This window comes from Streptomyces sp. NBC_01006 (assembly GCF_045162725.1).
In the GTDB taxonomy this organism is placed as follows: Bacteria; Actinomycetota; Actinomycetes; order Streptomycetales; family Streptomycetaceae; genus Streptomyces.
On record NZ_CP108700.1, the window covers coordinates 3,214,503 to 3,238,831 of the forward strand.

A 24,329-nucleotide genomic window follows, 5' to 3' on the forward strand; every position below is an offset into this window, starting at 1 on the left:
GGAAAGGGAGTCAGCGGTACGTGGCTCTGGTGCGGATGCGGGAGACGGCCAGGAGGACCAGCAGGGTGGTGGCCATCAGGACCACGGCGACGGCGGAACCGCCGAAGAGCGAACCGCGGTCGGTGGCGGTGAAGATCCGGACCGGGAGGGGCATCCAGTCCGGCGGGTAGAGCATCATCGTGGCGCTCAGTTCGCCCATGGACAGGGCGAAGCAGAGTCCGGCGGCCGCCGTCAGGGACGGCAGCAGGAGCGGGAGCTTGACCCGCCACAGCACGTACGCGGGACGGGCGCCCAGGGAGGCCGCCGCCTGTTCGTACGCGGGGTCGAGACGAACGATGGCGGCCGAAACCGACTGATGGGCAAACGCCGTGACAAGAATCGTGTGCGCCAGGATCACGATTGAGCTGGTGCCGTTGAGCAGCAGCGGGGGCTTGCTGAACGCGACCAGGACGGCGAGGCCGACGACCACGGACGGCACGGCGACCGGCAGCATGAACAGGGCGTCCAGGGACCGCTTCCCGCGCCGCTTCAGCCGGGCGGCGGCCAGCGCGGCCCAGGTCCCGACGGTGAGCGCCATCAGGCTCGCGACGAGGGCGGTCACCAGCGAGGTGGTCAGCGCCTGGAGGGATTCGCCCTGCACGGCGGAAGCGTAGTTCTCGGTCGTCGGGCCGGAGGGGAAGGCCCCGGACCAGTGGGTGGAGAACGACGCGGTCACCACGACGAGCAGGGGCAGGGCGAAGAGGGGCAGGAAGAGGAGGCCGAACAGGCCCCAGGCGGCCCAGCGGCCGGTCTTGCTATGCACCAGCACGCTTGCTCACCACCCGGTAGAGGCCGAACAGGCCGACGGAAATCGCGATGTTGACGACGGCGACCACACAGGCGGCCGAGTAGTCGGACTCCAGGATCGCCTTGCCGTAGACGAGCATCGGGAGCGTCGTGACGTCCTTGGCCCCGGTGAACAGCACGATCCCGAACTCGTTGAGGCACATGACCAGGACGAGGCTGCCGCCGGCGGCGAGCGCCGGGAGGGCCTCGGGCAGGATCACGCGCCGGATGATCCGGGCGGGCTTCGCGCCGAGCGAGGAAGCCACCTCCAGCTGGGCGGTGTCCAGCTGGGAGAAGGCGGCGAGCAGCGGGCGCATCACGAAGGGCGTGAAGTACGTGATCTCCGCGAGCAGCACGCCCCACGGGGTGGTGAGGAAGTGGAACGGCCCCTCGGCGCTTCCGCTCACGTCGGTCCAGAGCCCGTTGGCCATGCCGACCGTGCCGTAGATGAAGAGGAGGGCGAGGGTGATGAGGAAGGAGGGGAAGGAGAGGAAGACGTCGATGAACTTCGCGACGGCCTTGGCCCCGGGGAAGGGGACGAAGGCGATGATCAGCGCGAGTACGAAGCCCAGGACGAGGCAGCCGACGGTGGCTCCGGCGGCCAGCCAGACCGTGGTCCCGAGCGCCTCGCGGAAGGAGTGCGAGCGGAAGACGGAGGCGTACGCGTCGAAGGCGCCGCCGCCGTTCTCGGGGCTGAAGGACTGCTGGACGACCAGGGCGAGGGGGTAGAGGAAGACCAGCGCGAGCGCGGCCACGGGCGGCAGGGACCAGAGCCAGCCGGGTACGGAGCGGGGTCCGCGCGCGGCGTGGGCCGCGGAGCCTCCGGTGCTGCCGGGGGCTCCGGCCGGGCCGGCGGGCCCGCCCGGCGCGGAGCTCCGTACGGTCTGCTGCCGGGTCCGGGTCCGGGTCCGGGTCCGGTGCTGGGTCTGGTGCGCGGTCTGGTGCGGGACGGTCGTGGCGGACGGTGCGGGGACCTCAGCCATCGGAGACTCCCGCCGACAGCAGGACCGCGTCCCGCGGCTCGAAGTGCAGGGTGACGTGGTCGCCCAGCGCCGGGGTCTCGCGCAGCTCCGGCAGGTCCGCCTTGACCCGGTGGCCCTCGATGTCCACGTACAGCCGGTGCGTGGAACCGCGCCACTGGACCTCGGTGATCGTCCCGCTCAGCGCGTTGGGACCGGCGCCGAGACCGAGCAGGTGCGGCCGTACGCACAGGGTGGCGCTCGCGCCGGGGACGGCGCGCCCGCGGTCGAGTTCCAGGGCCCGCCCCGCGAAGAGCGCCCCGGACTCGGCGACGGTCACCGGGATCAGGTTCGCGTTGCCGACGAACGACGCGGTGAACTCGGTGCGCGGCGCCCGGTACAGCTCCTGCGGAGTGCCGCAGTCCTGGAGCCGGGCCTTGTCCATGACCGCGATCCGGTCGGCGAGCGTCAGCGCCTCCACCTGGTCGTGGGTGACGTACAGAATCGATACGTCGGGCAGTTCGCGGTGCAGCCGGGCCAGTTCGGCGAGCATTCCCGAGCGCAGCTGCGCGTCGAGCGCGGACAGCGGCTCGTCGAGCAGGAGCACGCCGGGCCGGATCGCCAGCGCACGGGCGATCGCCACGCGCTGCTGCTGCCCGCCGGAGAGCTCGCGCGGGTAGCGCTTGGCGTACGCCGCCATGCCGGTCATCTCCAGGGCCTCGGCGACGCGCCCGGATATCTCGGCCTTGGGTGCCTTCTGCGCCTTGAGGCCGAAGGCCACGTTGTCCTCGACCCGCATGTGCGGGAAGAGCGCGTACTGCTGGACGACCATGCCGATGCCGCGCTTGTGCGGCGGGAGCGCGGTGACGTCCCGGCCGCCGATCAGCACCCGGCCCGCGGCCGGCCGTACGAAGCCGGCGACCGCGCGCAGCGCCGTGGTCTTGCCCGAGCCGGAGGGGCCGAGCAGGGCCATGACCTCGCCCGGCTCGACGGTCAGGTCGAGGCGGTCCAGCACGGTGTTGCCGCCGTACTCGACGCTGACCCCCTCGAAGCGGATGCCGCTCACGCCGACTCCAGCAGGACAGCGGGCAGGTCGGCGATCGACTCGATGACGTGGGTCGCGCCGTGCTCGGTGAGCGCCGCGCGGTCGTGGGCGCCGGTGAGGACGCCCGCCACGATCCCGGCGCCGGAGCGGCGGCCGCAGAGCATGTCGTACGCGGTGTCGCCCGCGACCACGACGTCCCGTACGTCGTCGGCGGCGCCGGTGCGCAGGAACGCGGCGAGCACCATGTCCGGGTAGGGGCGGCCGCGGCCGCCAGCGTCGGCAGGGCAGAGGGTGAGGTCCGCCAGGCCCTGCCAGCCGAGGGCGTCGAGGATGGCGTCCTGGGTGACGCGGGCGAAGCCGGTGGTCAGTACGACGGTGCGGCCGTCCGCGCGGAGCTTCTCGATGGTCTGGCGGGCGCCGGGAATCGGGGCGATGAGCCCGCCGTCGACGAGCTCGCCGTAGGCCTCCTCGAAGGCGGAGTTGGCGCGCTGGGCCATCTCCTCCGTACCGAAGAGGTGGCGGAAGACGGAGATCTTCGACTCGCCCATGGTGTCGCGGACGTACTGGAGCTTGGCCTCGTGGTCGGCGGTGCCCGGCTCGACGCCGATGCGCTCGGCGGCGAGCTCGAAGGCCCGCTCGACGAGGCCGCCGTCGGCGACGGTGGTGCCGGCCATGTCGAGGACGACGAGGTTGCGGCGGTCGGCACTGCTGTTGCTGTTGCTCATGTTCTCTACCAGCCCAGTTCGTTCGCGGTGGTCTCGGCTATGGCGGGCGAGCAGGTCATCCCGCGGCCGCCGGGTCCGGTCACCAGCCAGACGCCGTCGGCCACCTGCTGGCGGTGGACGACGCGGGTGGTGTCGGTGCACTGCGCGTACACGCCCGCCCAGCGGTGCCGGATCTTCGGCAGCGGGCGGCCCAGGAAGGACTCGACGACCTCGGTGAGGTACTCGTACGGGTCTTCGAGGGTGTCGAACGCGAAGGGGTGCTCGTACTCGTGGGTGTCGCCGATGGTCAGTCCGCCGTCCTGGCGCTGGACCATCAGCAGCTGCATCTTGTGCGCGGCGGCGACCGGTGCCTGCGCCTGCTCGGCGTTGAGGGCGTCGAGGGCGTCGCTCTTGTACGCGGGGTAATAGCGGAAGCTGTCGGCGTCCGCGATGGAGGTGGTGAGCTTCTCGCCGAGCGGGGCGGTCTGCATCATCTGGAGCCGGACGCGGCGCACGGGCAGGTCGGGGACCAGCTCGCGGACCATGCCGGACAGCCAGGCGCCGGTGGCGAGGACGACGGCGTCGCCCTGGTGGACGTCACCGTGGTCGTCGCGGACGGCGCCGTTGCCGACGACCTCGCGCACCTCCCGTCCGGGCAGGAAGGTGTAGCGGCCGCTCGCCTTGAGGGCCTCGCGCAGGTGGAGCTGGGCGGTGCGCGGCTCGACGGCCGCGTCCCGCTCGCACCACAGGGCGGCCTCGAAGGTGCCGCGCAGGGCGGGGTTGATCTCCCGGGCCTCCACGGCGGTGACCAGTTTGTAGCCCCGGGCGGCGGCGTCGGGGCGGGCGGCGGCCGCCTCGGCGACCGCGTACTCACGGGCGTTGCGCACCGGGGTGAGGGAGCCGATGGCGCGGAAGCCCAGGCCGGGCACCTCCGCGCCGATCCGCTCCCAGAGCTCGCGGGCCCGCAGGGCGGTGTCGAGCTCCTCGCCCCCGGCCCGCCCGCTGACCCAGATCTGGCCGAAATTGCGCAGCGACGCGCCGCGGGCCTCGGCCTCTCGCTCGATCTGGACGACCTCGTGGCCGCGTTCGACTGCTTGCCAGGCGTGCATGGTGCCGACCACGCCGCCTCCGACGACTATGACTCTCACATGCCCCACGGTGGCCGTGCCCCGTGGACCGGGGGGATCGCGACGGCAACGGGACGGTGAACAGCCCTCGACGCTTGGACTAGACCCGTTACCTTCTCGTGACGTCCATACGCCCCTTTTCGCCGCCTTGCGCTGATCCGCTCGGGACTATTCGGGCCGCAGGTGGGTCGTGAAGCTGAACCGGTCACCACGGTAGAGCGAACGCACGCGCTCCAGCGGACGCCCGTCCTGGTCCCGCGAGAACCGGTGGATGAGCAGCATCGGAAGGGCCGGCGGGGTGCCGATCAGGAGGGCCTCGCGGGGGGTGGCGAGGACGGTCTCCAGCTTCTCGTCGGCGTCCCCGAAGGAGATCCCGAGCCGGTCGAGGAGGTATCCGTAGAAGGAGGAGTCGGGCTGGAACTCGCTGTCGAGGCGGGGCGCCCGCGCCACCCGGATGTACGTGCTCTCCAGGCCGACCCGCTCGTCGTCGGCGAGCAGCACGCGCTCCAGGTGCCAGACGGGCTCGCCGGGTTCGGCTCCGATGCCGGGGGCCAGCTCGGGCGGGCAGGGGAACTGCTCCAGCCCGATGAGGTTACGGCCGGGGCGGCGGCCCTGGCGCCGTACGCCCTCGGTGTAGCTCGCGAGGGAGAGGGGCTGTTCGAGCTTCGGGCCGGCGACGACGGTGCCGCGGCCGGAGCGGCGCAGGCGCCCCTCCAGGAGCAGCTCGCGCAGGGCCTGCCGTACGGTCTCGCGGGACACCTCGTACCGCTCGGCGAGATCCCGCTCGGTGGGCAGCAGACCGCCCTCGCCGAGGTCGTCGAGAAGGTCCGCGATGAGGGCCTTGACGGCGTAGTACTTGGGGATGCGGCCGTGCTCCGGGATGCCGGAACGGACGGGCGAGCCGGGGCGGTGGTGCAGGTTCTGTTCTTCCACCCTGGGACTGTACGCGGGCCGGGTGTACGGAGATCAGCGCGCCGGGGTACCGGGCGTACCGGAGTTGCGGGGGGTGTCGGCGGCGGGCGACTCGGTCCGGGCGCGCAGGCGGCGGGCGGCCAGCAGGAGGCCGGCGCCGGCCGCGAGGGAGGCGACCCCGCCGATGCCGAGGAGCCGGTTGCGGGGGCCGGTGTCGGCGAGGGACCCGGCGTCGCCCGACTCGCTCTCGGGGCCCTCGACGGAGAAGCGGTAGCCGCCCGCCTCGCCGACCCAGTCGCCGTCGTCGGCCTTGCGCTGCACGAGGGCGGCGTCGGCGAGGACCTCGCCGGCGGGCGTGCCGGGGGCGAACGCCAGGCTGACCTTGACGGTCAGGGAGCCGCCGGCCCGGACGGCGAAGCCGGAGAAGGCCTCGCCCCCGTCGAAGACGGCGATGATCTCGTCCCGGTCGCTCCGCTCCAGGCTGACGGGGAAGGCGCCGCCCGGGGCCTCGAACTCCATCCGGAAGTGGGCGGGGAGCAGGGCGCGGGCCTTGTCCGTGAACACCACGACGGGGTGGATGGCGGTGCACTCGGAGTTCGTGGTGTTGGTGAGGTCCAGGAACCATGTCTGCGGCCCGCCGCCCGTCCGGTACACGGCCGGCCCGCCGCGGATCCGCGCGCCGATGGGGAAGGCGCTGCTCTTCCCGTCGCCGCAGGTGGCCTCGATCCGGGACGGCAGCGCGGGCGCGGGGCGGGCGCCGCCGCCGTTGCCGACGTCCGCGGCCGCGAGCGGTGCGGAGAGGGCGACGGCGGCCAGGACGGGGACGGCGGAGAGGGCAAGGGCTTTGCGCAGTCGCATGGAAGACCTTCGCTTCGCTGCTCGCCGGACGGGGGGGACGGTGAACGGGCCGGACCGACTGAAGGCCGAACAGGCCGAACAGGCCGAACGGACCGATCGTCGGACGAGGCGACAATCACCCCGGCCTCCCGGCACCCTCCCACGCGCCCACGCCCCCCTCCCCCCGCCACGCCTGCCGCCTGCCGCCTTACGCCTGATCGGATCAGCCGAGGACGAAGGGCAGCCGCGCGGCCGACACACCGAGTTCCGCCCGCTCCGCGGGGGTCGGTGCCCGTCGGGGTCGGCGAGCTCCGCGGCGCGGCCGGCGGCGGAGCCGACGTCGTCGAGGTCGAACCTGAGCAGGCCCGGATCCTCCGATTCAGCCCCGCCGGCGTTTGAGGCGCGGGGGCGCGGGGGCCGCGCCCCCGCAACGGCGCCGCACCCGAACGGGGTCCGGGGCCGCACCCCGGGAAACGGAGAAAGGGCGGGGCGGGGAGAAAGCCCCGCGCAGCGGCCCCGGCCACCCCGGATACGGCATGGCCCGGCGGGGCGTTCAGCCCACGCGGGTTCAGCCCACGCGGGTTCAGCCCACGCGGGTTCAGCCCACGCGGGTTCAGCCCACGCGGGTTCAGCCCACGCGGGTTCAGCCCACGCGGGTTCAGCCCACGCGGCCGAAGAGCGGGGCCAGGGCCAGTTCCGCCGCACCCTCGGCGACACCGTCCTCGGACGCGGCGACCTCCGGAACCGGGCCGCCCAGGGTGCGGGCCTCCAGGACGCGGCGAACGCCCACCGTGAACACCTCCGGTGCGGAGTCCACCACCCGTCCCCCCAGCCACACCCGGTCCACGTCCAGGAGCGCGACCACGTTCGCGGCGCCCTCGCCCAGGATCCGCGCCGCCTCCGGGAGGTCCCCGCGGGCCACCGCGTCCAGGCACAGCACCTCCGCGCACCCGCGGCCCCCGCACCGGCAGGGCGGACCGTCCAGCATCAGAACCTGGTGCCCGAACTCCCCCGCCGCGGAACGCTCCCCGCGGAAGACCTCGCCGCGGAGCCGGAGCCCGGCCCCCAGGCCGGTGCTGAGGTGCAGGTAAAGGGAGGTTCCGACGGCCCGGCGGCCGGGGACCGCGACCCCCGCATTGGTGTCCTTGTCCAGCAGCACCGGCGGGGCGTCGGGCCCGAGCCGGTCCGCCACCGCCTGCCGCAGCGGGAACCCCTCCCACTCCGGGTACCCCGTCACCCGGCCCAGTACGCCGGCCCGCCAGTCGAGCGGTCCCGGCGCGGCGACGCCCACGCCCAGCAGGGACCTCGCGCCCGCGTCCCCGCACAGCCGGTCCACGACCCGTGCGACCTCGTCCGCGACGGCATCCGGTCCGGCCGCGAAGTCCAGGGGACCGCGGAACCGCTCGATGACGGTGCCCAGCATGTCCACCCGTACCGCCCGCAGCTCGTCGCGGTCGGCGTGCACCCCGACGGCGTGCCGGGCGCCGGCGGCCAGCTGGAGCAGCGTCCGCGGCTTGCCCCCGGTGGACGCGCCGCGGCCGGCCTCGGCGACGAGCCCCTCCTCACGCAGCCGCGCCGTGATCTTGCTGACGGCCTGCGGGGTGAGACGCGTGAGGGCGGCGAGGTCGGTGCGGGCGAGGCCCTCCAGACCCGCTTCGCGGAGCAGGGCGAGTACGAGCGCGTCGTTGTGGCCCCGCAGCGCCGGTAGGTTCGCGCCGCTTCCATTGCTCCCGTTAGGCCAGTCCACCTCTCCATTGTCCACCCTCCTTGCACTTAAGCAACACTGTTGCCAAAGTGGACGCATGAACGCCTCCCCTTCCGCTGCCCCCACGCGGTCGAACTCCACGCTCCGCGTCGGCCTCATCGGTTACGGACTCGCCGGCTCCGTCTTCCACGCGCCGCTCGTCTCGGCCACCGACGGGCTCGTCCTCGACACGGTCGTCACCTCCGACCCCGGCCGGCAGGCCCAGGCGCAGGAGGCGTACCCCGGCGTCCGGACCGTCGGCACGGCGCAGGAGCTCTGGGACCTCTCCCCCGCCCTCGACCTGGTCGTCATCGCCTCCCCCAACAAGACCCACGTCCCGCTCGCGACGGTCGCGCTCGGCGCCGGCATCCCGGTCGTCGTGGACAAGCCGCTCGCCGCCACCGCCGCCGAGGCCCGTGAGCTCGCCGCCCTCGCCGACAAGACCGGCACGTTCCTGTCCGTGTTCCAGAACCGCCGCTGGGACAACGACTTCCTCACCCTGCGCCGCCTCATCGCCGGCGGCGAACTCGGCGAGATCCAGCGCTTCGAGTCCCGTTTCGAGCGCTGGCGCCCGCAGCTCAAGGGCGGCTGGCGCGAGTCCGGAGCCCCGGAGGAGATCGGCGGCCTGCTGTACGACCTCGGCAGCCACGTCGTCGACCAGGCGCTGGTGCTGTTCGGCCCGGCCGTACGCGTGTACGCCGAGACCGACGTGCGCCGCCCCGGCGCCGAGGCGGACGACGACACCTTCATCGCCGTCACGCACGCGAACGGGGTCCGCTCCCACTTCTACGTCAGCGCGACCACCGCGCAGCTGGGTCCGCGCTTCCGCGTCCTGGGCTCCCGCGCGGGCTACGTGAAGTACGGGCTCGACCCGCAGGAGGCGGCCCTGCGCGAGGGGCATCGGCCGGGCGTCGGGGACACCCCGTGGGGCGAGGAGCCCGAGCACCTGTGGGGCCGGGTGGGCTCCGGCGAGTCCCCGCTGACCGGCGGCGGTGCTCCGGTGCCGACCGTACCGGGGGACTACCCGGCGTACTACGCGGCGGTGGAGGCGGCTCTGCGCGAGGGCGGTCCGGCGCCGGTCACCGCGCACGAGGCGGCGCAGTGCCTGGCGGTGCTGGAGGCTGCGCGGATCTCGTCCCGGGACGGGGTGACCGTCGACCTGAGTGCCGTCATGTCCTGAAAATGGACAGTTTGAGGGTCGAATGCGATCTATGCTGCACAGGTTGTAGATCATCACATGTGTGAAGAACGGAACCTGTCTGTGAAGCTGCCCCGGATCGCATCGGCCGTCGCCACCGCCGCGATAGCCCCGGCCGTCCTGCTCGCGTCTCCGGCCTTCGCCGCCGACACCTCGGCACCGGCCGCTCCGGGCGCTCCGACCGCGCCGGACCGGGCCGCGGACGAGCCGGCGGGCAAGGCGGCGGACAAGCCGGAGGACAAGGAAGCGGACAAGAAGGCCGAGAAGGCGGCCGATGACCCCCAGGCCGCGAAGGACCGGGCCGCCGTCCAGGCGATCCTGGCGGACCCGGCGAGCGGTCCGGGCGTACGCGAGGCGGCCGAGAAGGCGCTCAAGGGATCGGCCGCGGACCTGCGGAAGTTCCTTGAGGTGGAGTGGGCCCGGGAGCAGTTCACCGACGACCGGGTACGGGTCTCGCAGATCATCAACGCGGGCGGCCGGGCCGTACAGAAGGCCGGCAAGGCCGCGCTGAAGACGGACACCCAGGCCGCGCTGACCGAGTTCCTCCGGCACGGGCAGCACACGGCCCGCTTCGAGGACGACCGGGTCGAGATGCTGCGGATGCTCCCCGGAGCGGGCCGCGGCATCACCGAGGCGGTCAACCGGCTGATGGACAGCGGGACGCCGGAGGAGGTCCGCGAGTTCGTCGCGACGGGGCAGCACAAGATCCGGGCGGTGGACGACCGGGTGGCGCTGTTCGCGATGCTCGACGGGGCCGGCCCGGGCCTGAAGGAGGGCATCATCGACCTCCTGAAGGGGAACCCGACCCCGGCGGAGCTGCGCACCTTCGTGACGACCACGCAGCACGAGCTGCGCGACGACGACAACATGGTCCTGATCTGGGCGATGCTGAACAAGGCCGGCCCGGAGCTGAAGAAGGCCGCGATCACCGCGATCAACGGCACGCCGGCGGACCGCGCCGAGTTCCTGAAGACCGGACAGTTCACAGCCCGCGACAAGGACAAGGCCGCGGGCGACGCGCAGACCGGCAAGCCGGACGCGGGCAAGGACGGCACCGGCGCCCAGCAGACCGGGACGGGGACGGGGACCGCCACCGGAACCACCGGAACCACCGGCACGAAGTCCGCCGGCAACACCCAGGTGACCACGGCGGGTGGTTCCGGCGGCGCGCTCGCGAGCACGGGCACCGAGACCGCCCTGATCGCGGGCGGCGCCGCCGCCGTGCTCGGCGCGGGCGCCGGCCTGGTCTTCGCCAACCGCCGCCGCCGCGCGTCCACGAAGGGCTGACACGTAAGGGGCGGGACCGCGGATGACGGTCCCGCCCCTTACGCGTGAACGCGTCAACGCGTGACGGCTACGCGCCCTTGAACTCCTGGCGCTGACGCCCGAGGCCCTCGATCTCCAGCTCCACGACGTCACCGGCCCGCAGGTACGGCTTCGGCTCCGGCTGGCCCATGGCCACGCCCGCCGGGGTGCCGGAGACGATGACATCGCCCGGGTACAGCGTCATGAACCGGCTCAGGTACCGGACGACCTCGCCGACCGGGAAGATCTGGTCGGCGGTGTTGCCGTCCTGCTTGAGCGCGCCGTTGACCCACAGCTTCACGTCCAGGTCCTGCGGGTCCGCGACCTCGTCGGCGGTCACCAGCCAGGGGCCCAACGGGGTGAACGTCTCGCAGTTCTTGCCCTTGTCCCAGGTGCCGCCGCGCTCGATCTGGAACTCGCGCTCCGATACGTCGTTGACCAGCGTGTATCCGCCCACGTGGGCCAGGCCCTCCGCGGCGGAGGACAGGTAGCGGGCGGTGGCGCCTATGACGACGCCGAGCTCGGCCTCCCAGTCGGTCTTCACGCTGCCGCGCGGGATCAGCACGGTGTCGTCCGGGCCGACCACGGTGTCCGCGGCCTTGAGGAAGAGGATGGGCTCGGCCGGCGGCTCCGCGCCGATCTCGGCCGCGTGCCCGAAGTAGTTCAGCCCGATGCCCACGATCTTGCCGATCCGGCCGACCGGCGCACCGATCCGCAGGCCTTCCGCGTCCAGGACCGGAAGCTCGCCGGACGCCGCCGCGTCCCGTACCCGGGACAGCACGGAGTCGTCGGCGAGCAGCGCGCCGTCCACATCCGTGATCAGGCCGGACAGGTCACGCAGGGACCCGTCCTGGTCGAGCAGCGCGGGGCGCTCTGCCCCGACCGGTCCGACACGCAGCAGCTTCATGGGCATTCTCCCGTGGTCGTGGGTGGTCGGCCCATGGGCGAGCCCGGGCCTGCCGATGGGTTGCGGCCATCGGAGAATTGGTTGATCCTCCAAGATGCCCACCCAATCCGCAAGACCCTGTTCACAGACTGGAACGCTTGCGGTGCTGGAGCCAGGCCCGCTCGGCCACGGACCACGCGGTGGTGGTCACCAGGTACAGCCCCGCCGCCAGCGGCACCACGGCCGCCGTGATCAGCGTCCCGAAGGACAGCAGCGGCAGTACGCCGCCCAGCTTGCGCAACGCCTCCTGCTGCTCGGCGCTCACGTTGGCGGCCGCGACCGGGGCGGGCGCCTCGGCGGCGGCCCGCCGCCCCCGTACGGCACTCCACGCGGCGACCGCCGCGATGGCCGCGAACAGCCCCAGGAACACCAGCCCCTGCGCCCCGAGGAAGCCGCCCGCCCCGAGGGCGTCGGTCCAATGGGCCCCGAGCGGCGCGGCGAACAGCCGGTGGTCCAGCAGCGGGCCGGACGAGGAGAAGGCCTTGTACATGAGGAAGAACACCGGCAGCTGGAGCAGCACGGGCAGCAAGCCGGCCACCGGCGTCGCACCGCGGAACGCGGCCCGGTTCAGCGGGTGCAGGGCGAGCCGTACGAGCACGGTGAACAGCACGATCGCGGCAGCGGTCGCGGACTCGGCCAGTACGGGCTCCAAGAGCCGGCCCAGCTCTTCAACAAGGCGGGTGAAAACGGACACGCGGGCCCTCCGAGGGGTCTCGTCAACGTCGAAAGAGGTGCATTTCGGCGCGACGACCACGAGGGGCAAGCCGACAGAACGAAAGGGAGATGAGGAGGAAGGATGCCCCTACGCGGCCGTCAGGACGAGACGACCGGGCGCCCTGGGCCGCGACCGGCCCGAGGCATCGGGATCGCGCTGCGGCAGGAACGCCGTGCGCTGCTCGCGATCACGTATCGCGGTGCGTATGCGGTGGGGCGGCACGGGCCGTACGAGCCGGGCGGCCAGGGCGGCGGCGCCCACGGCGACGGTGGCGGCGAGGGCGACCACGACGGCGCCCAGCCCACCCTCCCCGGCGAACAGCCCGAGGAGCCCGACGACCCCGGCGAACAGGAGCAGGGACATCAGCAGCCGCCGACGATCAAGCCTTGCCATTGCCGAGCCCCCTCCCCAGATCCGCTCCGTACCCACCACACCCAAGAACGCGATCTATCTCCTCAAGGTTCCCCAGACCACGAGCCGATATTTGGAGGTGTACTCGGGCGTGCAGGTGGTGAGCGTGATGTACGCGCCGGGCTCGCCGTACCCGTAGTCCGGCCGGACCGTACTGCGCGGCACGGGCGCGATCACCCCGGTGTCCCGCTCGGCGGTCTCCCCCAGGGTCTTGCCGACCACGTACGTGTACCGCTGGCCCCGCACGTCGACGATCAGCTCGTCCCCGGCCCGCAACCGGTTGATGTACCGGAACGGCTCGCCGTGGGTGTTGCGGTGCCCGGCGAGCGCGAAGTTCCCCCGCGCCCCGGGCTGCGCGGTCCCGGGGTAGTGCCCGGCGTACCCCTTGTCCAGCACGGCCCGCTTGTCGACGCCCTCCGCGACGGGCACGACGACCCCGAGCCGCGGAATCCGCAGCACCCCGTACGCGGCCTCCCGCGCGGGCGCCCCGGACGGGGAAGCAGAACGCGACGAGGAAGGAACCGGAACCACAGAGGATCCGGAACCAGAACCAGAATCGGGGCCGGGACCGGGACCGGGACCGGAATCAAGAGGGGAAGGGGACGGAGGAAGGATCCACTGCCTCTCCAATTCCCGAACCTCCTCCCGGGCGGAGGCGAGGGCCTGCCGGTTGGTCCACCACACCTGGTGCACCACCAGCAACAACACCACCACGCCCACGGTGACGGCCAGTTCGGCGGCCCCCCACAGCACCCCGGCGAGACCGGCTCGCCGCCCGCGCCGGCCGCCCCCCTGCACCACCACACGCATCTGATCCCGCACGGGCCGCACCTTAAGACCTCCCCCGTCAACAGACCAGGGCAGTACGGTGTGAACCATGCGCCCTGACACGCCTGCCGAGCACATCGCCGAAGCCGAGCGCCTCATCCGCACGGCGACCCGCTACCCCGAGGACCAGGAGCCCCTGCTCCTCCAGGCCGCGGCCCACCTCGAACTGGGTGACGCCCGGGACCGCGCCAGCGCGCTGTACGACCAACTCCTCGCCTCCTCACCCGCCGATCCGCACCTGATCAAGGCGCTCCAGGCGGCGAACCTGTGGGAGTACGGCCACGAGCCCGAGGCCCGCGCCCTCATCCAGGGCATCCGCGCGGCGGCGCCGGCGGACCCGGCCCCTTGGGAGGTCATCGCGGAAACCCTGGAAACGCACGATGAGTTGACGGCCTCGGAGGAGTGCTTCACCGAGGCCGCCGGCCTCCTCATCACGGAGGACGCGCCCCTCACCCAGGCCACCACGGCCCTCCTGACGGGCCGCCACCGGGTCCGCCGCCTCCTCGGACTCCCGCACGACGAGTGGGACATGGTCGCCGACACCCGCCACATCGGCCCGATCCCGCTGGACGAGCTGCACGACCCCAAGCGCATCTGGGCCCTCGGCTCCGACGACCCGGCCGAGCTGCGCGCCGAGATCGCCCGCCTCCGCGCCGAGCTGGGCGACCGCCGCGCCGCCCTCTCCCGCCCGTTCCCGGTGGCGATCCTGCACTGGCCCGCCCGCGAACTGGCCGAACTCCTCACCTCGTACCCGACCCTGGCGGCGGAGTACCCCTCGCACGAGGCCCACCTGGCGCACATCGAGTCCTCGCTCCGCGCCCTGGCCGCCTCGGGCACCACGAACCTGGGCATCGTCACGGCCAGCGTCCCCTCCTACGAGGCCTTCGCGGCATCCGAGAAAACCTCCCCGGCCTCCCCGTCCCTCCTCCCGGAGTACGCGACGACCCTGGCCGCCCGAGGCAAAGCCACCCCCTGGCCCCCCACCCCCAACACCCCCTGCTGGTGCACCTCGGGCAAGCCCTACGCCGAATGCCACGGCACCACCGGTTAAGAAGACCGGCCACCACCGCAGTCGACAGAACGTTTCAATGACGAAGGAACCCATGACCAGCGCGTACGAATCTGACCCGATATTCCAGACCAACCCGCTCCAGGTGCTGAATATCGTGACACGCATTCAGAATCGTGAGATCGCACTCCCCGATTTCCAACGCGACTTCGTATGGGATTCCGCTCGTACCGCCGAACTCATCGGCTCCATCATGTCACGCTACCCTGTCGGAACTCTCCTGTTCTGGGAACAAGGAGATGGCCAGCCTTTCGCCAGTCGTAGCTTCGACGGCGCCCCCAATACATCGAATAATCCACCATCGGTTCTGGTTCTCGACGGGCAACAGCGTCTCACATCTCTCTATCAGGCCCTGACCGGATCAGGCGACGAGCGTTACTTCATCAAGGTAGACGAATTCGTCGACGTCTACTCACAAAGCGTCCGCGAAGTGCCTGACGTCGATTTCGAGGAAGCAATATTCTCGATGCCCGCAGTAGCAAAAACGGGCCGCCGTAGTCAACAATTGACACCCTCGCATCTACCGATCTCCGAAGTGCACAAATTCGACGATTGGCTGGACGACTATGCTGACGCCATAGGAAACGACCCGCAAGTACCGCTGACGGCAAGAGAGGCGAAAAGCCTCTACCGAGAGATGCGCGACAAGTACATCAGCCCTTTGAAGACGTACGGCCTACCAGTTCTAACGCTACCCAGCTCCACCTCGATGGACGCGGTGTGCACGATCTTCGAGACCTTGAACCGGACCGGAAAGCCGCTCGGCCCCTTCGAGCTCCTCACAGCACGATTCTTCCCTCAGGGCGTAAACCTTCGAGATCTTTGGGACGAAGCAGAATCGAACCATCGGGCGCTTAAAGAGTTTCGGATCGATCCATATAACGTACTCCAGGCCATTTGCCTGCGCGTGCGCGGCACTGCACAGCGATCAGATGTCCTCAAGAAGCTGACTGGCGACGACATAAAGGACCACTGGAAAAGCGTCACGTCGGGATTCGCCGGCGTGATCGACATGATCCAGTCGGATTGTGGAGTCACATCTCAGAAGTGGCTTCCTTACGGAATGCTCCTCACCCCCATGGCTGCCGTCTGGGACAAACAAAAAGACCTTAAGCCGCTGGAGAGATCCCAAGCCCTGCGTCGGCTGCAACAGTTCTTCTGGGCGAGCATCTTCACGACCAACTACGACCAAGGCGCCAACAGTCAAATGGGGGCCGATTACTCCCGTCTCGCAAACTGGATCACCACCGGCGATGGAGATGCACCAGAAGTCATAGATGAACTTCACATCAATGCGACGACGCTGCGAACAGCCACGGTTCGTCGCAAAGCGCTGTATTCAGGATTGATATGCCTGCTTATCAAAAACAAAGCAGCAGATTTCCATACGGGGCAGAGCATGACAATTACGCGTGCTCACGAAGCGGAATCGCATCACATCTTCCCAAAGGCCTTCCTGGCCAAGCAGCAAGAATCAGAGAGTGCCGAACTGATGCTGAATCGCTCCATTATCGACGGAGAGACGAACCGTATCATTTCGAGTAACGCTCCGAGCGTGTACATCGAAAAAATGAAGACGACATACGGAGAGCAGCGACTTCACGATGTCCTCGCTTCTCACGCCATAGCGAGCCAGGAGGCCAGCGGCCTTCTCCATGACGACTACACGAGATTTCTTGACGAACGTCTGGAGAACATAGTGCAACTAATCGAAGAAGCCACTGGTAAACAGATTCAGCGCGAGGCGATCCGTTAGCCTGCCAACCCCTCAACCACACGCACCGTCAGTTCCGCGCCTGAGCTGTCGAGTCGAGTCCGCCGCGTGCTTCGAACCTGCTCGTCACGGCGGCGCGCCATCACGATCTGATGAACGCGCGCCGCCGCATCCTCCACCGTCTCGTGTTCCCAGACGCGGACCGCCAGCCAGCCGGAGTCCGCGAGTCGGCGGTCCGTGTCGTGGTCGCGGGCACGGTTTCCCTCGATCTTCGCCCGCCAGAACTCCGCGTTGCGGCGAGGCCATGTCGCGTGCTCCGGGCATCCGTGCCAGAAACAGCCGTCCACGAAGACCGCCACGCGCGCCGGGCCGAAGACGATGTCGGCCTCTCGGCGCACACCCTTCACCGGACGGCGGTGCACCCGGTAGCGCAGTCCCGCCGCGTGCAGTGCGCTGCGCAAGGCCATCTCGATGCCGGTGTTCTTGCTCTTCTGCCGGCTCATGCGCGCGCGTACTTCGGGAGTGCTCTCCAGGGCTTCCACTCCCTCATTGTCACGCCGCGGGAAGCTCCAATTGGACGTGGCCGCGGGCTTGGGCTTTGGGTGGGGTGGTGAGGGTGAGGAGGGTGCGGAGGGCCTTGATGACCTCCTCCGGGGTGTCGCGGATCATCGACGGGGTTGCGCTGACCACCAGGATGCCGTGGGACTCCAGGCGCAGGCGGCGGTGGAGGGTGGCGTGCCAGGCGTCGCGGGTGTAGTGGTACTCCGCCGAGTCGATCTCCAGGGCCACGCCCTCGTCCGGCCAGTACGCGTCGGGGCTGGCCAGGAAGGCGCCGTCCGGGGTGTACAGGCGGGCGTTCCACAGCGGGGTCGGGAGGTCCGTCGCCGTCAGGGTGTCCCGGGCCAGGGCCTCGGCGATCGAGCGGACCCCCGCGAGGAGTTCCGACGCGGCGGCGCGGATCGCCGGGCGGGTGAGGAGGCGGGCCGCGCGGAGCTCCGCGTGCAGGTCCTGCGGGTGGCACCAGCCGGCCTGGACGACATGGGCCAGGGTCGAGCGGATGCGGTCGGGGTCCTCGGACCGGGCGGCGAAGTCGGCCGCCGCGCGCACCGGGCGGGTGCTCGGGATGCCGGAGACCGCGATGGTGCGCGGCCAGCGGGCGGTGGCCAGCGGGCGGACCTCCGGGGTGCCGGTGAGCCGGCGCGGGGCGCGGACCAGGACGTCGGCGGGGGTGTGCGGGACGTCGCGGATGCCGAGGAGGGCCAGGGCGGCGGCGCCGGTGAGGACGGCCGTTTCGCCGGAGAGCGGGTCCACAGCGGGCTCGGCGGCGTACAGGACGGCGGCGAGGGCGCGTTGGCGGTGGTCCGGGGGGCCGGTCTGGAGGAGGTAGAACCGGGGCAGTAAGCGCTGCCAGGGCCCGCCCGGGCGGGTGCGGGAGGTGATCGTGCCGTCCGGGATCCCGGATGCGGCGAGCTGGTGGCGCGTGGCTGTCCGACTGCCCGGATGTCCGGTCGGCCCGCCGGCTCGTCGCGTGCCCGGGCGGCCGGTGGTTCGGCGGCCGGCTCTGGTCGGTCGTCTGCTGCGTTGTGATCATGCCGGCGGTATGCCCGGTCCGGGGGCACCGACACCCCGCCCGGGGAGCACGTCAGCGGCCCGGGTGGTCCGGGGAGAGGAAGACGATCACGCCCGTCTGCGTGCCCGGGCGGGCGGCCACCTCGTGCCAGCCCAGGCGGCGGTACGTGGCCACCGTGTCGGTGGCCAGGCGGGAGGTCAGCAGCCAGGCCCGGTGGTCCGGGGCGTCGGCGGTGATCTCGGTGAGCAGGGCGCGGCCGGTGCCGTGGCCGCGCGCGTACGGGCGTACGGCGAGCTCGTCTATCTCCAGCGCACCCGTCAGGAGTTCCCGCACCCGCGCCGGGCCGAGCTGCGCGGAGACCTGGGCGTACCCGCGGTCCTTGGGGAAGGCCGCCGGGGTGAGCCAGCCCGTGGCGAAGCCGTCGATGCCGGTCGCGGACTGGGCGAGAGCCGTACGGAAACCCCTGCGCCGGGTGTCGGCCTGGAGGCGGACCGCGAATTGGCGAATGGTTTCTGCGTCCTCGTTCCACGGTGGGGCGGAGAAGACGTCGGCATAGGCGTCGACCAGTTCGTCCGCGAGGTCGAGGACGGCCTGTCCGTAGCAGATCACGATGTCCGAGCTCCTCTTTCTTCCCGTTTTACCGTTTGGGGTGGGAGAGCCAATTTATGCCGGTCGGGTTCCCGAAGGCACGTATCGCACGGATCCGGCGAGTGTGCGACAAATCCCCTCCCCGTCTTCCGTGTCGGGGACCGCACAGCCGCGTTGAGCAGCCCGTGGACAGACTGATTCGGGCGGCCGGCCGGTGCCTGCTCGCCTTCCTCCTCGTCCTGGGCGTGGTGGCGCTGCTGCCGCGCGCCGTCAAGGACGCCGTACCGGACGGTGTGATCGGCGGAGCGGTGCTCGTTCTGGGGGCGCTGGGCGCCCGCCGGGTGGTCAAGCCCCCGCGTTAGCCTCGTGACAGTACAAGTAATACACGTGAGATCAGACGACTTGAGGAGTTGGGCATGGCGCGCGTACCGAGTTCCGCAGTGGCGGCAGCCGGACTGGTCGGCGGGTACGCCGTCGCCCGGTGGACCAAGAAGCGCCCGCTGGGCGGCGTCGTGCTCGGCGCCGCCGGACTGGCCGCCGGGCGGGAATGGCACCGGCGCGGCGGTACCCCCGCGGCGGCCGGGCTCGGGGCGCTGTACCTCGCCGGCTTCGCGGGCGCGCACCCGCTGGCCAAGAAGGTCGGGGCCTGGCCTGCCGTCCTCGGAGCCGCGGCGGTCGTGGCGACCGCCTCCTGGGTCGTCGCCGACCGCGGCTGAGCCGTCGTCGCCGAGCGGACCTGAGCGCCGTCGCCGAGCAGCACCTGAGCCGTCGTCGCCGAGCCGCGCCTCAGCCGCCCCCAAGAGGTGTCCGGCGCTACGCCCCCAGGGCCTGGGACACCGTGTAGATCAGCAGCCCGGCCAGGGCGCCGACCACCGTGCCGTTGATGCGGATGAACTGGAGGTCCCGGCCGATGTGGGCCTCGATCTTCCGCGACGTGTGCTCGGCGTCCCACCCGGCCACGGTGTCCGTGATCAGCGAGGTGATCTCGGTGCGGTAGGTGGTCACCACGTACACCACCGCGCCCTCGATCCAGCCCTCCACCTTGTCCTGGAGCCGGCCGTCCGTGGCCAGCCGCGCCCCCAGCGACAGCAGCGAGGACCGGACCCGCAGCCGCAGCTCGCTGTGCTCGTCCTCCGCCGCCGAGATGATCATCGCCCGGATCGCGGTCCAGGCGGAGGCGATCACGTCCTGCACCTCCCCGCGCTGGAGGATCTCGGACTTCAGCCGCTCCACCCGGGCCCGGGTGTCCGTGTCCGACTGGAGGTCGGCCGCGAAGTCCGTCAGGAACCGGTCCACCGCCCCGCGCGCCGGATGCTCCGGCATGTCCCGCATCTCGGTCAGGAAGCGGAGCAGCTCCTTGTACACGCGCTCGCCGACCTTGCGGTCCACGAACCTCGGGGTCCAGCCGGGTGCGCCGCCCTGGACCGCGCCCATCACCGACTCCCCGTGCGTCACCAGCCAGTCGTGGGCCTTGGCGCAGACGAGGTCGACGACGCGGCGGTGCCCGCCGTCCGCGACGACCTTCTCCAGGGTCTTGCCGATCCCGGGCGCGATCTCGGCGGTCTCGGCCCGCCGCGTGATGGCCTCCCCCACGACCGCCTGCACATCGGAGTCGCGCAGTACGGTCAGGGCCCCGCGCAGCGCGGTGGCCAGCTCGGCCGTGACCCGGTCGGCGTGCGCGGGCTCGGCCAGCCAGGATCCGAGGCGGGCGCCGATGCCGAGGGCGTGCAGGCGGGCGCGGACCACGTCCGGGGAGAGGAAGTTCTCGCCGACGAACTCCCCGAGGGAGACGCCGAGCTGGTCCTTCTTGGTCGGAATGATCGCCGTGTGCGGGATGGGCAGGCCGAGCGGGCGCCGGAACAGCGCGGTGACGGCGAACCAGTCGGCGAGCGCGCCGACCATGCCGGCCTCGGCGGCGGCCCGGACGTAGCCCGCCCAGCCGCCGGCCCCGGCGTGCTCCGCCCAGGTGGTCAGTACGTAGACCAGGGCGACCAGGATCAGCAGGCCCGTCGCGGTGGTCTTCATGCGGCGGACGCCGCGGCGGCGCTCCTCGTCGGCCTCGTTGAACACGAACCCGCCGGTGCCGGTACTGGCGCCTCTGCCGGTGGCTACGGCCTTGGTGCGGTGGTCCACGTGTTCCTCCCTTCCCCCGGGCGCCGGTTTTGTCTGCATAGCATCCGACTCCCGGGACCCCTCAGGAGTTCCCGGCACGCCGATCCGCCCACCGAGAGCCGGAGCCGGCTCCGGCGCCGGAGCCCGCAGACGCCCCCTAGAGCTCCTTGCGGAGGTTCGGGCCGCCCTTGAGGGGCTTCGGGCGCTTGGGGGGTTTGACCTTGACCTCCACCCCGCCCCAGAAGGCCAGGCCCGTCACGACCACCCTCGGGGCGCCCGGGGCCACCGGGCCCGAGGTGTCGCCGCGCTGGTCGAAGGCGCCCATGAAGCCGAAGCCCCGTACGTCGACCTCCACGCCCGGCGGGACCGTGATCTGGATGCCGCCCATGATCGCGATGCAGTTGATCACCACCTCGCGCTCCGCGAAGTTCGCCTCGCGCAGGTCGAGGTCACCGCTGCCCCAGAACGCCACCGCGTCCAGCCGCGGCGGCACCGTCCAGGTGCCCTTGCGCTGGAACGAGGACATCACCGCGACCGCCGCCGAGGCCGACGCCGGTACGCCGCCGCCGCCGATCCGCGAGGCCCACGAGCCGTCGGCCGCCGCCGGGGCCGGGGCCGAAGCCGCGAGCGGTATCGGGTGCCCGCCCGGAGCCGGCAGATCGCGGGTCAGCGGTTCCAGTTCCGCGTACGTCTTCGACGTGTACGCCGCCTCCAGCCGCTCCTCGAACTCCTCCATGTCGATCCGGCCCTCGGCGACGGCGTCCCGCAGACGCTCCACCACCCGGTCGCGGTCGGCGTCCGACGCCCTCAGCTCCGGCAACGGCTTCTCCGGCCGCTCGTCAGTCATGGGGAACAGCCTATGTAGTCGTACGGAAGAGTTGTATGGCCCAACCCTGGTAACGGCCCCCGCTCATCCCTGATTTAACCCTGGCCCTGGCCATACATCCGCGCGATCACGTCCTCGATGTCCGGCTCCCGCACCGACAGGTCCAGCAGCGGATACCGCGCCGCCACCTCCGCCACCAGCGGCGCCGCCGAAGCCCCCGCCGGGAACGCCAGCCACTGCCGCGGCCCGTCCACCTTCACCACCCGCGCCCCCGCCACGCTGATCTCCGGAAGCTCCCGCTCCAGGTCCACCACCAGCGTCCGCTCGCCGCCGCCCTCCCCCATCGAGTGCAGACCGGCCAGTGCGCCGTCGTACATCAGCCGCCCGTGGTCGATCACCATCACCCGCTCGCACAGCTGCTCGATGTCCTGGAGGTCGTGCGTCGTGAGCAGCACCGTCGTGCCGAGCTCCGCGTTCAGCTGCCGCAGGAACGCCCGTACCTTCGCCTTGCTCACCACGTCGAGCCCGATCGTCGGCTCGTCCAGGTACAGCACGTCCGGATCGTGCAGCAGCGCCGCCGCGATGTCCCCGCGCATCCGCTGCCCCAGCGACAGCTGCCGTACCGGTACATCCAGCAGCTCGGCGAGGTCCAGGCGCTCCACGCACCGCTCCAGGTTCTCCTTGAACCGGGCCGGCGGGATCCGGTACATCCGCCGCATCAGCCCGTACGAGTCCTTCAGCGGCAGGTCCCACCAGAGCGTGGTCCGCTGCCCGAACACCACCCCGATCCGGTGCGCCAGCCGCATCCGCTCCCGCGCCGGGTCGATGCCCGCGACCCGCAGCCGGCCGCCGCTCGGGGTGAGGATGCCGGTCAGCATCTTGATCGTGGTCGACTTCCCGGCGCCGTTGGGCCCGATGTAGCCGACCACCTCGCCCCGCGCCACCTGGAAGCTGATCCCGTCCACGGCCCTGACCTGCCGTTTCTCCCGGCGCATCAGACTCACCCGGCGCCGTACGTCGAAGACCTTCTCGACCCCGTCCAGCTCGATCAGTACATTCCCGCCCACGCCGCTCAGCTCCCCGTACTCCGGTACGAACGAAGTCCCGCCCGCCACGCCAGCGACGCGGGTACGAACACCACCACCGCCACCAGCGGGCTCACGAACGCCACCCACCCCGGCAGCCCCAGCGGATACGGCTGCCCCAGTACGTACAGGGCCGGCAGCCAGTTCACGAAGGCCAGCGGAACGATGAACGTGACCCCGCGCAGCAGGTCCTTCGCGAACACCGTCGGCGGGTACTGGAGCATCGTGTTCCCGCCGTACGTGAAGGAGTTCTGCACCTCCGCCGCGTCCCCGGCGACGAACTGGAAGGCCGCACCGGCCACCATCACCGCCCCGAAGATCGCCGCACCGGCCAGCACCATCACGGGCACCAGCAGCACCTTCCCGGCAGTCCACTCCACGTCCAGCTCCGAGACCGCCCAGGCCAGCACCGCCAGCCCCTGCCCGATCCGCCCCACCCGGCGCAGCGCGAAGCGGTCGGCCGCGACCTGCGCGAGCACCGGGACCGGGCGCACCAGCATGGTGTCGAGGGAGCCGTCGCGGATCCGGACGCCGATCCGGTCCGTATTGCCGAGGAGCAGGTCCGCCAGGCCCAGGGAGGCCGAGGAGGACCCGTACAGCAGGGCGATCTCGGGCAGCGCGAAGCCGCCGAGCACGTCCACGTGCGAGAACATGATCCAGATCGCCACGAAGTCGAGGAGCGTGATCGCCGCGTTCCCGAAGGTGGAGAGGAGGAACGAGGTCCGGTACGCCATCGTCGACCGGACCCACATCGCCACGATCAGTCCGTAGCCGCGCAGCCCCTCCACGGCCCGGTTCCGCACCGGCACGTACAGCGGCACGTCCACCGGTACGTCCGCCGGTCCTCCGGGCCGCGCCGGAGCCACCGCCACAGCCTCCACGGCCGCCACAGCCTCCACGGCCCCGGCTTCGAGCTCAGCCACCCTGGACGACCACCTTCCGTGTCGCGGCCGACTGCAACAGCCGCCCCGCGCCCAGCAGTACGAGCGCCCACGCCGACTGGAAGCCCAGCGCCCGCACCGCGCCCCCGGCGCCGGCGTGCACGCCCATCAGCACGTCCAGCGGCACCTGGAGCATCGCCGCCCACGGCAGGACGCGGACGAACTCCCCGAAGCCGCCCGGGAACACCGTCAGCGGCAGCAGCATCCCGGAGAAGAAGACCGTGACCACGACGGCCATCAGGTTGATCCCGGTCCCGTCCATCAGCCAGAACGCGGCCAGCCCCAGCAGGTACCGCACCCCGAAGCTGACGAGCAGCGCGAGCACCACCGACACCAGGAACAGCAGCCAGCGCAGCGGGTCGGCGGGCAGGGCCAGTTGGAAGGCCAACGCCCCCGCGAGCAGCGGCACGACCCCGCGCCCGAGCAACTGGAAGCCCGCCCTCCCCAGATCGCCGGCGAGCCACCACATCTGGAGGTCGGCCGGCCGGTACAGGTCGACGGCGATGTCACCCGTCCGGATGCGCTCCTGCATCTCCTCCTGGAAGCCGCCGCCGATCAGCGCGCCCGCGGCGAGCAGCGACTGGCTCACCCAGACGAAGGTCAGCGCCTGCGCCTGGTCGTAGCCGCCCAGCCCGGGCCGCTCGTCCCACAACGCGACGTACGTGTACGCGAGGACGAAGCCGAAGACGGTGTTGGTGAACACCCCCGCCGCCGTCGCCGTCCCGTAGGTGGCGTAGCGCCGGAACCCGCCCGCCGCGACGGCCGGATAGAGCCACGCCCCACGCGCCGTTCCACGCGCCGTTCCACGCTCCACTTCGCGCGCCGTTCCACGAGCCGTTCCCTGGCGCACCGTATCCCTCCGTTTTCC

General features: G+C 71.5%; 26 protein-coding genes. 6 read left to right on the forward strand and 20 right to left on the reverse strand.

Annotated features, from left to right (window positions below; all coding sequences use genetic code 11):
- Positions 1-10 precede the first annotated feature (10 nt).
- The 8 genes from OG509_RS14555 to OG509_RS14590 all read right to left on the reverse strand — a co-directional run bounded on the left by OG509_RS14555 (position 11) and on the right by OG509_RS14590 (position 8,156).
- Positions 11-808, reverse strand: coding sequence for an ABC transporter permease (locus OG509_RS14555; protein WP_406183013.1), 798 nt, complete (start codon positions 806-808; stop codon positions 11-13).
- Positions 795-1,808 (reverse strand): 2-aminoethylphosphonate ABC transporter permease subunit, encoded by a 1,014-nt coding sequence (locus tag OG509_RS14560; RefSeq protein ID WP_406183014.1) that lies wholly within the window; start codon positions 1,806-1,808, stop codon positions 795-797. Before OG509_RS14560 ends, OG509_RS14555 begins: the two co-directional genes overlap by 14 nt.
- Entirely contained in the window at positions 1,801-2,850 is a 1,050-nt protein-coding gene (locus OG509_RS14565) for an ABC transporter ATP-binding protein (RefSeq protein WP_406183015.1), read from the reverse strand. Before OG509_RS14565 ends, OG509_RS14560 begins: the two co-directional genes overlap by 8 nt.
- Positions 2,847-3,554 carry a phosphonatase-like hydrolase gene (locus tag OG509_RS14570; RefSeq protein WP_406183016.1) on the reverse strand — a complete coding sequence of 236 codons (708 nt, stop codon included), beginning with the start codon at positions 3,552-3,554 and terminating at the stop codon, positions 2,847-2,849. The genes OG509_RS14565 and OG509_RS14570 overlap by 4 nt, the downstream gene beginning before the upstream one ends.
- A gap of 5 nt (positions 3,555-3,559) precedes the next feature.
- Positions 3,560-4,681 (reverse strand): TIGR03364 family FAD-dependent oxidoreductase, encoded by a 1,122-nt coding sequence (locus tag OG509_RS14575; RefSeq protein WP_406183018.1) that lies wholly within the window; start codon positions 4,679-4,681, stop codon positions 3,560-3,562.
- 147 nt (positions 4,682-4,828) lie between these two features.
- Positions 4,829-5,593 (reverse strand): GntR family transcriptional regulator, encoded by a 765-nt coding sequence (locus tag OG509_RS14580; protein WP_385579579.1) that lies wholly within the window; start codon positions 5,591-5,593, stop codon positions 4,829-4,831.
- Between the two features lie 33 nt (positions 5,594-5,626).
- Positions 5,627-6,430: a hypothetical protein gene (locus OG509_RS14585; protein ID WP_406183020.1), complete on the reverse strand. Its 804-nt coding sequence runs from the start codon at positions 6,428-6,430 to the stop codon at positions 5,627-5,629.
- 637 nt (positions 6,431-7,067) lie between these two features.
- Entirely contained in the window at positions 7,068-8,156 is a 1,089-nt protein-coding gene (locus OG509_RS14590) for an ROK family transcriptional regulator (protein WP_406183021.1), read from the reverse strand.
- 55 nt (positions 8,157-8,211) lie between these two features.
- Here OG509_RS14590 and OG509_RS14595 point away from each other — a divergent pair, with 55 nt between their 5' ends.
- Positions 8,212-9,333 carry a Gfo/Idh/MocA family oxidoreductase gene (locus OG509_RS14595; RefSeq protein ID WP_406183022.1) on the forward strand — a complete coding sequence of 374 codons (1,122 nt, stop codon included), beginning with the start codon at positions 8,212-8,214 and terminating at the stop codon, positions 9,331-9,333.
- An 81-nt stretch (positions 9,334-9,414) separates the two neighbouring features.
- Positions 9,415-10,638 carry an ALF repeat-containing protein gene (locus tag OG509_RS14600; RefSeq protein WP_406183023.1) on the forward strand — a complete coding sequence of 408 codons (1,224 nt, stop codon included), beginning with the start codon at positions 9,415-9,417 and terminating at the stop codon, positions 10,636-10,638.
- A gap of 67 nt (positions 10,639-10,705) precedes the next feature.
- On the opposite strand, the gene OG509_RS14605 is transcribed toward OG509_RS14600, so the two are convergent.
- From OG509_RS14605 to OG509_RS14620, 4 genes are all read right to left on the reverse strand, one after another.
- Positions 10,706-11,563, reverse strand: a complete 858-nt coding sequence (locus OG509_RS14605) for a fumarylacetoacetate hydrolase family protein (RefSeq protein WP_406183024.1) — start codon at positions 11,561-11,563, stop codon at positions 10,706-10,708.
- 121 nt (positions 11,564-11,684) lie between these two features.
- A complete protein-coding gene (locus OG509_RS14610) occupies positions 11,685-12,296 on the reverse strand; it encodes a YidC/Oxa1 family membrane protein insertase (RefSeq protein ID WP_406183025.1) in 612 nt (203 codons plus the stop codon).
- A 108-nt stretch (positions 12,297-12,404) separates the two neighbouring features.
- The gene (locus OG509_RS14615) at positions 12,405-12,710 is read right to left on the reverse strand and encodes a DUF6412 domain-containing protein (RefSeq protein WP_385579600.1); all 306 of its coding nucleotides are present in this window, start codon (positions 12,708-12,710) and stop codon (positions 12,405-12,407) included.
- A gap of 54 nt (positions 12,711-12,764) precedes the next feature.
- A complete protein-coding gene (locus OG509_RS14620; RefSeq protein ID WP_406187577.1) occupies positions 12,765-13,538 on the reverse strand; it encodes a class E sortase in 774 nt (257 codons plus the stop codon).
- Positions 13,539-13,605: 67 nt separating this feature from the next.
- Here OG509_RS14620 and OG509_RS14625 point away from each other — a divergent pair, with 67 nt between their 5' ends.
- Together OG509_RS14625 and OG509_RS14630 are read left to right on the forward strand one after the other, a co-directional pair.
- The gene (locus tag OG509_RS14625) at positions 13,606-14,607 is read left to right on the forward strand and encodes an SEC-C domain-containing protein (protein WP_406183028.1); all 1,002 of its coding nucleotides are present in this window, start codon (positions 13,606-13,608) and stop codon (positions 14,605-14,607) included.
- Positions 14,608-14,659: 52 nt separating this feature from the next.
- Entirely contained in the window at positions 14,660-16,381 is a 1,722-nt protein-coding gene (locus tag OG509_RS14630) for a DUF262 domain-containing protein (RefSeq protein ID WP_406183029.1), read from the forward strand.
- Here the strand turns inward: OG509_RS14630 and OG509_RS14635 are convergent.
- From OG509_RS14635 to OG509_RS14645, 3 genes are all read right to left on the reverse strand, one after another.
- On the reverse strand, positions 16,378-16,881 hold the full coding sequence (locus OG509_RS14635) for a very short patch repair endonuclease (protein WP_406183031.1): 504 nt from the start codon (positions 16,879-16,881) through the stop codon (positions 16,378-16,380). The genes OG509_RS14630 and OG509_RS14635 overlap by 4 nt on opposite strands.
- 10 nt (positions 16,882-16,891) lie before the next feature.
- Entirely contained in the window at positions 16,892-17,650 is a 759-nt protein-coding gene (locus tag OG509_RS14640; protein WP_406183033.1) for a hypothetical protein, read from the reverse strand.
- A 331-nt stretch (positions 17,651-17,981) separates the two neighbouring features.
- The gene (locus OG509_RS14645) at positions 17,982-18,518 is read right to left on the reverse strand and encodes a GNAT family N-acetyltransferase (RefSeq protein WP_406183034.1); all 537 of its coding nucleotides are present in this window, start codon (positions 18,516-18,518) and stop codon (positions 17,982-17,984) included.
- Positions 18,519-18,682: 164 nt separating this feature from the next.
- On the opposite strand from OG509_RS14645, the gene OG509_RS14650 reads away from it, so the two are divergent.
- Positions 18,683-18,859 (forward strand): hypothetical protein, encoded by a 177-nt coding sequence (locus OG509_RS14650; protein ID WP_159046087.1) that lies wholly within the window; start codon positions 18,683-18,685, stop codon positions 18,857-18,859.
- Positions 18,860-18,913: 54 nt separating this feature from the next.
- Complete coding sequence (locus OG509_RS14655; protein ID WP_030297991.1) at positions 18,914-19,213, forward strand: hypothetical protein; 300 nt, start codon at positions 18,914-18,916, stop codon at positions 19,211-19,213.
- A gap of 97 nt (positions 19,214-19,310) precedes the next feature.
- On the opposite strand, the gene OG509_RS14660 is transcribed toward OG509_RS14655, so the two are convergent.
- The 5 genes from OG509_RS14660 to OG509_RS14680 all read right to left on the reverse strand — a co-directional run bounded on the left by OG509_RS14660 (position 19,311) and on the right by OG509_RS14680 (position 24,275).
- A complete protein-coding gene (locus tag OG509_RS14660; RefSeq protein WP_406183036.1) occupies positions 19,311-20,669 on the reverse strand; it encodes a DUF445 domain-containing protein in 1,359 nt (452 codons plus the stop codon).
- A 97-nt stretch (positions 20,670-20,766) separates the two neighbouring features.
- A complete protein-coding gene (locus tag OG509_RS14665; RefSeq protein ID WP_406183037.1) occupies positions 20,767-21,456 on the reverse strand; it encodes a DUF1707 domain-containing protein in 690 nt (229 codons plus the stop codon).
- Between the two features lie 74 nt (positions 21,457-21,530).
- A complete protein-coding gene (locus tag OG509_RS14670; protein ID WP_406183038.1) occupies positions 21,531-22,502 on the reverse strand; it encodes an ATP-binding cassette domain-containing protein in 972 nt (323 codons plus the stop codon).
- 5 nt (positions 22,503-22,507) lie between these two features.
- Positions 22,508-23,443 (reverse strand): ABC transporter permease, encoded by a 936-nt coding sequence (locus tag OG509_RS14675; RefSeq protein WP_406183039.1) that lies wholly within the window; start codon positions 23,441-23,443, stop codon positions 22,508-22,510.
- Positions 23,436-24,275, reverse strand: a complete 840-nt coding sequence (locus OG509_RS14680) for an ABC transporter permease (protein ID WP_406183040.1) — start codon at positions 24,273-24,275, stop codon at positions 23,436-23,438. The genes OG509_RS14675 and OG509_RS14680 overlap by 8 nt, the downstream gene beginning before the upstream one ends.
- Between the last annotated feature and the right edge of the window lie 54 nt (positions 24,276-24,329).